We start from the raw sequence: 10,796 nt of genomic DNA, 5'->3' as shown, positions 1-10,796 counted from the left end.
GACGGACGAACCTCTGGTGTGCCAGTTGTCCCGCCAGGGGCACGGCTGGTTGGCTACGTTCGGGACGGGTAACCGCTGAAAGCATCTAAGCGGGAAACCATCTTCAAGATGAGGTATCCACGCCCCCTTCGTGGGGTGGGAGGCCCCCAGTAGACCACTGGGTTGATAGACCAGGAGTGGACAGCCTGTAAGGGCCATCGAGCTGACTGGCACTAATCGGCCGATACAAGCACACACACACGATAACGACGCGCCATCATTTGTTACGGGTCGTCCCTTGTTTGGGGGGGGGCTTGGTGGTGGTGGTGTGGTTGATGGGATCATAGACGCGCGCTCACTATGCGGTCCACGACCAACCCGGACCCAACCCCCCAACAACAACGCCCTCGTTTCTTGATCGTGGGTGTGTGGTGGGGTGGGCCGGCCATACCACGGGCTATGATCATTCTCCTGTTGTTGGTGGGTGGTGTGGTTGGTGGTTGAATTTGATAGACGTCCCGGTGGTCATAGCGGGGGTGCCACGCCCGGCTCCCTTTCCGAACCCGGAAGCTAAGACCCCCAGCGCCGATGGTACTGTCCCTGCCAGGGGGCGGGAGAGTAGGACACCGCCGGGCATACACATGATGGTGGTGGGCCCTGTTCTGGGTTGTTCCACGCGTCCTAAGGGATGTTGTATCGCTGAGCGATGCGGCAGGTCTTGAAGGGCGTGTGTTGAGCGCTAGAACAGGGCCCACCAACCTTTTTCTTTTGGTGCCCCCCCGTGCCCCCCGGGGGCGGTGGGGCCCTGGGGGTCCCGGTGGTGGGGCCCCTGGGGGCTAGGGGCCCTGGGGGTCCCGGTGGGGGGGGCTGGGGCCCCCCTTTTTTGTTGTCTTGCTTTGTCGCCTCGCGTCCGGTAAGAGGGTTCAGGTAGTGGTCGGTACCCCGCCTACCCGGGGGTTCCAGGCGGGAGCCTGGGCCCGGGGACACCGCCTGCCCCCGGGGATACCGTCTGCCCCCGGGGATACCGTCTCGGCCCGGCGTTGCGCCCTCATTCTCGCAGTTTGAGGCCGTATCTGCGGAGGTGAGACGGTTTCTGCAGTTTGAGGCGGTTTGTGCGGGGTGAGGCGGTATCCCGGGGGCGGCTCGTGCTCGCTCGTGCTGGCTCGTGCTCGCTCGTGGGCCGGGGGCCGCGCGCGCCGCGGTGGCTGGCTTGGGGTAGCGGTCCTTGGGTCCCAATGGTCGGGCTTGCCGGCCTCGATGCCGATGAGCACGCCGATGCCGATGAGCACGCCGATGTCGTTGACCCCCATGATGGATGGTCCCTGACTTCACAGGCTGAATCAGTCTTTCGGCGACCGGTCCCGTGCCCGGGGGCGCGTCAGGCCTGAAAAATGGGTCGCTTCCCTGACCGGCGCTCACCAACGCGTCGCGCGACAAGGGGTGGCTCAGGCCCCGAGAATCACTCGATAAGCAGGAGGGCCCGGGGGCCCCGGTGGCGGGGCCCTGGGGGGCCCGGTTGTAGGGGTCTGGGGGGCGCGGTGGTGGGGGCCCGGCCCCCCCCCTTTTTTTGTTGCCCCGCTTCGTCACCCCGCGTCCGCCAAGAGGGCCTAAAGAGTGGTCAGCACCCCGCCCACCACCCGCGGCGTGTTTGAGGGCTTTTCACCCGTGGGTGAGCATGAGGCTGCCGGGCCTGGCTTGGGGGCGCATCTCACCCATCCCGCATGCGCGGCACGCTACGCGCCCTGAGTAGGCTTGCGCCAGAAGGACTGCGGGGTTCCCCGGCAGTCAGCCACAGGAAGAAGGACCATGGCTCACGACAGGGCGTATCACAGGAACGAAGGCGGGCACCGATCAGGCGGTGCGCGTGGCGACCGCCATGGCTTCGGAGCCCGGGGTGGCGACCGCTTCGACGGCGGGCGCCAGCAGCGCCGCTCCTACCGGTCCGATGAGCGCTCAGGGAGCTACCGCGATGGCGGCCACGGGGACGGCTCCGAGCGCCGATCCTCCTACCGCTCCGGCGATGATCGCCGGGACGGGCGGCGGGGCTCGTACCGCTCAGGTGAGGACCGCTCCGGCGATGATCGCCGGGACGGGCGGCGGGGCTCGTACCGCTCAGGTGAGGACCGCTACGGTGACGGGGGCTATCGTGATGGTGGGCGGGGCTCGTACCGCTCAGGTGAGGACCGCTACGGTGACGGGGGCTACCGCGATCGCGGCTATGGCGAGCGCCCGGAGCGTGGGGACCGCTCGGATCGCCGCCCTCACCGCTTCGGCGATGATCGCCGGGCGGGGGCCGGGGGTTCTCGTGACGGGCGTTTCGGGGGCGACCGCCGCTACGGCCGCCCCGTAGCGGGCGGCGCTCGCGCCCCCCAGCGCAACAGGGTCCCTGAGCCCCGCGTTCCCGACGACGTCCAGCCGGCGCAGCTCGACGCCTCCGCGAGGCGCGAGTTGCGGGCACTCGGGCGGGCGAACGCTGAGAACGTGGCCAAGCACCTGGTGATGGTTCAGCGCCTTCTCGACACAGACCCCGCGGCGGCCTACGAGCACGCCCGCTACGCCGCCTCCCACGCGGGCAGGATCGCCGTGGTCCGCGAGGCGGCGGGTATAGCCGCCTACCTCTCCGAGCACTTCTCCGACGCCCTGCGCGACATCCGCGCCGCGCGCCGGCTCTCCGGCCTCGACCTCCACCGCGCCATCGAGGCCGACTGCGAGCGGGCCCTCGGTCGCTACAACCAGGCCCTCAAGGCAGCCGCGGAGGCCGACCCCAAGCAACTCGACGACGTCGAGGAGGCCGAGATCGCCATGGTCGTCTCCGGCGTGCGCCACGAGATGGGTCAGGACGAGCTCGGACTCGTCGTCGTCGAGGACGCGATCCGCCTCTTCCGCGGGGACCGGGAGACCCTGCGCCGGCTCCACTCCGTACGAGCCGACCGCCTCGAGAACCTCGGGCGCGGCCAGGAGGCCGACGCCATTCGCGAGCGCATCGGCGAGGCCCCCGAGGCCGCCGAGCCGGACGTCGAGGTCTACGACGTCGAGGAGGAATCCGAGGAGGAGCGCGCGGCCCAGGCCGCCGCGACCGACGAGCCCGAGTCGGCCGATGGCCCCGAGCAGGAGGAGAGCCTCGCCGAGGCCCCCACCGATGACATCGATGCCACCGAGGACTCAGATCCCGGCGACGTCGTCGATCGCGCCAGTGAGCGCGCCCCCGAGGGCCCCAGCGCCCCCCGTGGTGCCGACGCCATTGAGGACGAGCTCATCGAGCACCTCCAGTCCCACGGCATCCCCGCTGACGCGGGCACTTGCGCGGCTCAGGACTCCGACGGCGCCCACGGCGAGGAGGCGCAGGCATGAGCCCCGCACCCCTGCCCCCGGGCCTCCTGGGGAGCGCCTCCCCCCTGGCCAGCGCCTACGACGGCGCCCTGCTCGACCTCGACGGCGTCTGCTTCGCCGGCGCGGCCCGTGTCCCGCACGCCGCCGACTCCGTCAACGCGGCCCGGGCCGCGGGCATGCGCCTCAGCTTCGTCACCAACAACGCCTCGCGGGCCCCGCGCGCCGTCGTCGACAAGCTGCGCGCCAATGACATCCAGGCCGAGCCCGGTGAGGTCTTCAGCGCCGCCATGGACGCGGCCGTCATGCTCACCGAGCGCCTCGCCCCGGGCTCGCTGTGCCTCGTCGTCGGTGGCGACGGCGTGCGCCAGGCTCTCCTCGATGAGGGCTTCACCCTCACCGACACCGCCGCGGACCGCCCGGCCGCCGTCGTCCAGGGCTGGGACCCCGCCGTCGACTGGGCCATGCTCTCCGAGGGCCTCTACGCGATCACGGCCGGGGCCCTGCACGTGGCCACCAACCTCGATGCCACCCTGCCCACCGAGCGCGGCTTCGCCCTGGGCAACGGCAGCCTCGTGGCGGCCATCGCCCATGCCTCCGGCAAGGAGGCCTTGGCCGGGGGCAAGCCCTTCCCCGGCATCTACGAGCGCGCCCTGGCCCGCAGCGGCGCCACGCGCCCCATCGCCGTGGGGGACCGGCTCAACACCGACCACGTCGGGGCCCGCTCCGCGGGCATCCCCGGTCTTCACGTGCTCACCGGGGTGAACACCGCCCGCGACGTCATCCTGGCTGACCCCGCCGAGCGCCCCGCCTTCCTCCACACCGATCTGCGCGGCCTCATCGAAGCCCATCCCGAGCCCATGCGCGACGGGGCCTGGTGGGGCGTCGGCCGGGAGCGCGCCCGCGTGAGCGGCGATCGCCTCGAGCTCGCCGGGGCCGGCCCCCTCCAGAGCCCTATCACCGTGACCCTCGACGCCTACCGCGCGCTCGCCGCCGCCGCCTGGGCCAGCGCCGACGGCGCCCAGGCGGGCGCCCAGGCGCTCAGCCTCCCCGAGATCACTGTCGCGGCCTGAACGGGTATCCCAGATGAGCACTGAGCACGCGCCAGGCCCCGTCCATGGGCCCAGCGGGGCGATCCCCGCCGCACCACTGCCCGCCCCTCCCCGCGAGCAGCGCCTCGCCGCGGCCTCCCAGGAGGGCGCCGGCGTCGCCGAGCGGCTCGGCGCGCTCGCCGAGGAGCCGCTGGAGGCGCGGGCCCAGGGGCTGGCGGACCTCGCCGAGGACCTCCGCTCCGCCCTGCGCCTGGCCGAGGGCTGAAGCGGCCCATGGCACGGCTCATCCGCATCGACTCCGAGCTCGTTCGGCGCGGCGCCGCCCGCTCGCGCGCCCATGCCGCACAGCTCATCACCGACGGCCGCGTCACCCTCGACGGCGCCATCGTCACCAAGCCCGCCCGCCAGGTCGACCCAGCGCAGGCCATCGAGGTCATCACCCCCAGCGGGGACGACTACGTCTCCCGGGGCGCCCACAAGCTCGCCGGGGCGCTCGACGCCCTGGGGGCCAGGGGCCTCGCCCCGGTGGTGGAGGGGCGCCGGTGCTTGGATGCCGGAGCCTCCACCGGCGGCTTCACGGACGTGCTCCTTCGGCGCGGCGCGGCCAGCGTCGTCGCCGTCGACGTCGGCTACGGCCAGCTCGCCTGGTCCCTCCAATCCGACCCCCGCGTGCGGGTCCTGGACCGCACGAACGTGCGCACCCTCGACCCCGCCGCCGTCGCCCCAGCGCCCGGGCTCGTGGTGGGCGACCTGTCCTTCATCTCCCTGACCCTCGTCCTGGAACCGCTCCTGCGGGCCGCCGCCCACGACGCCGACCTGCTCCTCATGGTCAAGCCTCAGTTCGAGATCGGCAAGGACAGGCTCGGGCACGGGGGAGTGGTCCGGGATCCCGAGTTGCGCCTCGAGACGATCCTCACCGTCGCCGAGCGCGCCCACGGCCTGGGGCTCGGCATCGACGCCATCACCGCCTCGCCCCTGCCGGGCCCCTCGGGCAACGTCGAGTACTTTCTGTCCATGCGCGCCGGCGGTGCCGGGATCGGCGAGGACCTGACCGGCGAAGACCTGATTGCCGAGGCCGGGCGTGCCGTCGCCGAGGGCCCCGATGGCAAGGGATCCAGACGAGGGAGGACGACCAGCCGATGAACGAACCGACAGCCCCGGACCGGCGGCGCGACCACGGGATCGCGCGCGTCATGGTGGTTAGGCGCGACGTCAACGACCAGCCCGTGCCGCCCGGGCAGCGGCGCTCCGCCTCCACGGCCACGGTTGGGGCGCGCGCCGAGGCCGCCCTGCGCGATCACGGCGTGGAGTCCGTCGACCACCGCTTCTCAGGGGACATCGACCTCGTCCTCGTGCTGGGCGGCGATGGCACCATCCTGCGCGCCAGTCAGATCGCCCGCGACAAGGACGTGCCCCTCATGGGCATCAACACCGGGCACGTCGGCTTTCTCGCCGAGGCGGATCCTGACGCCGTCGAGCACGTCGTCGCCGCGCTCGTCGCCGGGCGGTACACCGTCGAGGAGCGCATGACCCTAGAGGTGACCGTGGAGAGCCCCGAGGGGGCCATCCAGCACGGTTGGGCGCTTAACGAGGCCGCCCTGGAGAAGCGCGACCGCGCGCGCATGCTCGAGTTGGCCGTCGGCGTCGATGGGCAGGCCGTCTCCTCCTTCGGCTGCGACGGTCTGGTCATCTCGACTCCCACCGGATCGACCGCCTACGCCTTCTCCCTGGGCGGGCCCATCATCTGGCCCGAGGTCGAGGCCCTCCTCCTGATCCCCATGGCCGCCCACGCCCTGTTCACCCGTCCCCTCGTCGTGGCGCCGTCCTCCTGCCTGGAGGTCGTCGTCGACTCCACAGGCTTCGACGGCGCCGAGATCTGGTGCGATGGGCGCCGCAGCCTCGACGTCGTCGCGGGCAGCCGCATCCGCGTCACCCGAGCGGAGCGCCCCGTGCGCCTGGCGCGGCTCAACAACGCCCCCTTCTCCCGTCGGCTCGTGCGCAAATTCGATCTGCCCGTGCAGGGATGGCGGGCGGCCAGCGAGAACGGGCTGGGCCGTTGATCGAGTCGCTGAGCATCGAGGACCTGGGGATCATCGAATCCGCTGAGCTGCGCTTCGGCCCCGGCCTGACCGCGCTGACCGGTGAGACCGGCGCCGGCAAGACCATGGTGCTCACCTCCCTGGGACTGCTCCTGGGCCAGCGCGCCGAGGCCGCTGTCGTGCGCGCCGGCGCCCAGCGGGCCCTCGTCGAGGGCGCCTTCCTCATCGACCCCGATTCGCCGGCCGGCCGCCGCGCCGCCGAGGCCGGCGCCGAGCTTGACGACGACCTGCTCATCGCCACGCGCGCCGTACCCGCCGAGGGCCGCTCACGGGCCCACCTCGGGGGGCGCTCGGTGCCCTCATCCGTCCTGGGCGAGGTCGGGGCGCGGCTCGTGGCCGTCCACGGGCAGGCCGATCAGCTGCGCCTGCGCTCCGCCGCCGCCCAGCGCGCCGCCCTGGACTCCCTCGGCGGGGCCGAGCACGCCGCCCTGTGCCGGCGCTACGCCCACGCCTACCGGCGGCGGACGCGCGCCGCCGAGGAATTGGCGCAGTGGCAGGCCGGATCCCAGGCGCGCGCTGAGGAGGCCGCCCGCCTGCGCGCCTGGCTGGAGGCCATCGAGGCCGCCGACCCCGCCCCCGGGGAAGACGGCGCCCTGGAGGCCGAGGCCAGCCGCCTGGAGCACGCCGAGGACCTGCGCCTGGCCGCGGCCGCCGCGGCCGCCGCCCTGAGCGCCGACGCCGATCCGGCCGCGGGCGGCTCGGAGGCCGTCGACGCCGCCTCCCTCATCGCGGCCGCCGGGCGCGCCCTGGCCGGCGTCGACGGCCTCGACCCCGCCCTGACCGAGCTCGCGGCCAGGATCCGCCAGCTCGGCATCCTCAGCGCTGACATCGGTGCCGACCTGGGCTCCTACCTCTCCGCCCTCGATGCCGACCCAGCGCGCCTGGCCTGGGTTAACCAGCGCCGCGCCGAGTTGACTCGCCTGTGCCGTGAGACCGGTGGCGCCGAGGAGCGGATCGACGGCGTCGACGCCCTCCTGGAGTGGGGCCGCAGCGCCGCCGACCGCCTCGCCCGCATCGACGGGCCCTCCGACGGCGCCGAGGGGCTCAAGCAGGCGCTCACGCGGGCCCAGGCCGAGCTCGACTCGACCGCCACCGAGCTGAGCGCCGCCCGGGCCGCGCTGGCCGAGCGCCTCCAGGAATCCGTCACCGTCGAGCTCGAGGGCCTGCGGATGAGCGGGGCCAGGCTCGTCGTCGGCCTCGAAGCGCTCGACGAGCCCGGGCCCACCGGCGCCGAGGCGGTCTCCCTGCTGCTGGCGCCGCATCCCGGCGCGACCCCCATGCCGCTGGGCAAGGGAGCCTCCGGTGGAGAGCTCTCCCGGATCATGCTGGCCCTGGAGGTCGTCCTGGCCGACGCCACCAGAATCGAGCCCGCCCCCGGCGCGCGGGACGGCGGCGCGGCACCGGATCGGGAGCACGCCCGCGCCTTCGTGTTCGACGAGATCGACGCCGGCGTCGGTGGGAAGGCCGCGCGCGAGATCGGGCGGCGACTGGCCCGACTGGCCCGCGGCCACCAGGTCATCGTCGTCACTCACCTGGCGCAGGTGGCCGCCTGGGCCGACACCCACCTCGTCGTCCACAAGGAGACCCCGGCAGGCGGCGGCGCCCCGGACGGCGATCACCCCGGCGACAGGACGAGGACCACGCGCACGCGGGTCACCCGGGTCACAGGGGCTGACCGCGAGCGCGAGCTGGCGCGGATGCTGTCCGGCCACGACGATTCCGAGGCGGCCCTGCGGCACGCCGCGGAACTCCTGGCAGAGGCCTCCATGGCAGAATCGAGCGCGTGAGGTTCCCGTTCCACAAGCACTCCTCCCCGGACGGCCAGCCAGTCGGCGTCGTCCGCGTCGATGCCCGCACCAAGGACCTGGTTAAGCGCCTCAACCCTGGCGACATCGCCGTCATCGACCACTCGGACCTGGACCGGGTGGCCGCCGAGTCCCTCGTGGAGAAGCGGCCCGCCGCAGTGCTCAACGCCGCGCCGTCCGTCTCCGGCCGATACCCGAACCTCGGGCCCGGGATCCTCGTGGACGCCGGGATCCCCCTCGTCGATGGCCTGGGCGCTGACATCATGCGGCTGCGCGAGGGCGATCGGATCACCGTCACCGACGGCGCGGTGCGTCTCGAGGGCGAGGAGGCGATCGTCGCCGAGGGGGCCGTGCAGACGCCCGCGAGCGTGGAAGCCTCCATGGAGGCGGCCAAGGAGGGCCTGGCCGTCCAGCTCGAGGCCTTCGCCGGCAACACCATGGAGTACATGAAGCGCGAGCGCGACCTGCTGCTCAACGGGATCGGCATGCCCGAGATCCGCACCTCCATGGCGGGCAAGCACGTGCTGGTCGTCGTGCGCGGCTACTCCTACAAGGAGGACCTCAAGGCCCTGCGCGCCTACATCCGCGACTGCAAGCCCGTCATCATCGGCGTCGACGGCGGGGCCGATGCCGTCATCGAGGCCGGGTTCAAGCCGACCATGATCGTGGGCGACATGGACTCCGTCTCGGACAAGGCGCTGCGCAGCGGCGCGGAGATCGTCGTCCACGCCTACCGCGATGGGCGCGCCCCCGGCCTCGCCCGAGTGGAGGCCCTCGGCGTCGACCACGTGGTGTTCTCGGCCACGGGCACCAGCGAGGACATCGCCATGCTCATGGCCGATGAGGCCGACGCCGAGCTCATCGTCGCCCTGGGCACCCACGCCACCCTCCTGGAGTTCCTCGATAAGGGCAGGGCCGGCATGTCCTCCACCTTCCTGACCCGTCTCAAGGTCGGAGGACGCCTCATCGACGCCAAAGGTGTCTCACGGCTCTACCGCACCCGCATCTCCAGCTGGCACCTGTTCTTCCTGGCCCTCGCGGGGCTGCTCGCCCTGTGGGCGGCGCTCCAGTCCACCCCCGCCGGTCAGACCTTCCTTGGCCTCTTCGGCGCCACCTGGGATGATTTCATCAACTTCCTGAGGTCTCTCGTGGGCCTGTCCCCGGCAACCCCGTCCCTGTGACGATCCGCGACCCGCGCAATCCGTCGATGCACGCAAGGAACGCAACATGATCGACTTCCGCTACCACCTGGTCTCCCTCATCTCGGTCTTCCTCGCCCTGGCCGTCGGGATCGTCCTGGGCGCGGGACCCCTGCAGAACTCGCTGGGCGACGCCCTGCACAACCAGGTGGAGTCGCTGCGCGAGGACCGCAATGCCACGCACGCCCAGCTGGAGACCGCCTCGGCGGCTCTCAACGATCGCGACGCCTACATCACCGCCGCCGCGGCTTCCTACCTGCCTGGAACGCTGAGCGGCCGCAGCGTCGCCATCGTGGCGCTGCCCGACGCCCAGGACGAGGATGTCCAGCTCGTCACCTCCCAGATCGAGGCCGCGGGCGGCAAGACCACCGGGCGCGTGACCCTGACCTCGGTGTGGACAGATCCCAGCCGGGAGTCATTCCGCTCGGCCTACTCGGGCCAGTTCGCCGGCAACCTGGGCCAGGCCGTGTCCAAGGACCCCAACGGGATCCTGGGCGAGGGCCTGGCCAAGGCCCTGACCACGGACGACTCCAGCGCCACCGCGCTGCGCGACCTGCTCACCGCCTCGGACACGCCCCTCATGACCGTCAACTCCCAGCTCATGACCAAGGCCGACGCCGTAGTGGTCGTGGGGCCGCGCTCGGCCCAGGCCGGCGCCGCGGGCGCCACCCCGACTCCCGGCGCCGATGCCACCGGCACGGCCTGGGCGGCGGCGCTCACCGGCGTGGCCGCGGGAGGGCCCGCCGTCATCGTCGGAGGGGCCGACGACGAGCGCGACATCGTCGCCGTCATGCGCGAGAAGAAGGCCAAGGCGACCACGATCGACTCCGTGGGCCAGGCGAGCGCCGCCGTCTCCGCGCCGCTGGCCATCGCCGCCGTCCTGGGCGGGACGCGAGGCTCCTACGGCTTCGATGACGGCGCCGACGCCGTCATGCCCCCCATCCCCTCCAAGGGCTGAGCCGCGGGGCATTGACCGCCCTGACCGCCCTGAGGCCACCCGGGACCCGTCAATGCGCCAGCGGCGCGCCCCGCGGCCGGTAGCCTGGGCCCATGACCGCCGCACCGCCCCCGAGAGGCAGCCGCCGCCCGAGCCGCCCTCGCGGCGAGGCCTCGCCCGCCCGCCAGGCGATCGCCGCCGCGACGAGCGGCCTCGCCTGGAGCGCCGGGGCCTCCGCGCTCCTGCGAGCCCTGCCCAGGTGCAGGCGGCTTGAGCGCCCCAACTACCAAGGGCGCACGGTCTCACTGCGAGGAGGCATCGCCACCGCCATCGGCGCCACCGCGGCGGCCGGGCGCGCGGGCGCGCTCGCCCGGCCGAGCGCGCTCACCGCCCGCTCC

Annotated in this window: 8 protein-coding genes, 2 rRNA genes and 1 pseudogene; all 11 read left to right on the top strand. The window is 72.8% G+C overall.

The annotated features are described in order from the left end of the window. Positions 1-237 (top strand): 23S ribosomal RNA (locus tag GVV75_RS09820); the annotation flags it as partial. A 259-nt stretch (positions 238-496) separates the two neighbouring features. Further along, positions 497-614 (top strand): 5S ribosomal RNA (gene rrf / locus GVV75_RS09815). Positions 615-1,785: 1,171 nt separating this feature from the next. Continuing rightward, the gene (locus GVV75_RS10510; RefSeq protein WP_328703551.1) at positions 1,786-3,330 is read left to right on the top strand and encodes a hypothetical protein; all 1,545 of its coding nucleotides are present in this window, start codon (positions 1,786-1,788) and stop codon (positions 3,328-3,330) included. After that, entirely contained in the window at positions 3,327-4,379 is a 1,053-nt protein-coding gene (locus tag GVV75_RS09805) for an HAD-IIA family hydrolase (protein WP_159814563.1), read from the top strand. The genes GVV75_RS10510 and GVV75_RS09805 overlap by 4 nt, the downstream gene beginning before the upstream one ends. A gap of 13 nt (positions 4,380-4,392) precedes the next feature. Beyond that, a complete protein-coding gene (locus GVV75_RS09800; protein ID WP_159626428.1) occupies positions 4,393-4,623 on the top strand; it encodes a hypothetical protein in 231 nt (76 codons plus the stop codon). An 8-nt stretch (positions 4,624-4,631) separates the two neighbouring features. Then, positions 4,632-5,501: a TlyA family RNA methyltransferase gene (locus GVV75_RS09795; protein WP_159524623.1), complete on the top strand. Its 870-nt coding sequence runs from the start codon at positions 4,632-4,634 to the stop codon at positions 5,499-5,501. Between the two features lie 50 nt (positions 5,502-5,551). Further along, positions 5,552-6,418, top strand: a complete 867-nt coding sequence (locus tag GVV75_RS09790; RefSeq protein WP_159524628.1) for an NAD kinase — start codon at positions 5,552-5,554, stop codon at positions 6,416-6,418. Beyond that, entirely contained in the window at positions 6,415-8,244 is a 1,830-nt protein-coding gene (recN, locus tag GVV75_RS09785; RefSeq protein ID WP_159814562.1) for a DNA repair protein RecN, read from the top strand. Before GVV75_RS09790 ends, recN begins: the two co-directional genes overlap by 4 nt. Next, a complete protein-coding gene (gene steA, locus GVV75_RS09780; protein ID WP_159718447.1) occupies positions 8,241-9,443 on the top strand; it encodes a putative cytokinetic ring protein SteA in 1,203 nt (400 codons plus the stop codon). Before recN ends, steA begins: the two co-directional genes overlap by 4 nt. Before the next feature lie 46 nt (positions 9,444-9,489). Next, a complete protein-coding gene (locus GVV75_RS09775) occupies positions 9,490-10,419 on the top strand; it encodes a copper transporter (protein ID WP_159626419.1) in 930 nt (309 codons plus the stop codon). A gap of 92 nt (positions 10,420-10,511) precedes the next feature. Beyond that, positions 10,512-10,796: pseudogene (locus tag GVV75_RS09770) on the top strand (hypothetical protein); the annotation flags it as partial.

This window comes from Actinomyces sp. zg328 (assembly GCF_009829635.1).
In the GTDB taxonomy this organism is placed as follows: Bacteria; Actinomycetota; Actinomycetes; order Actinomycetales; family Actinomycetaceae; genus Actinomyces; species Actinomyces marmotae.
This window is presented reverse-complemented; position numbering and strand designations above follow the sequence as displayed.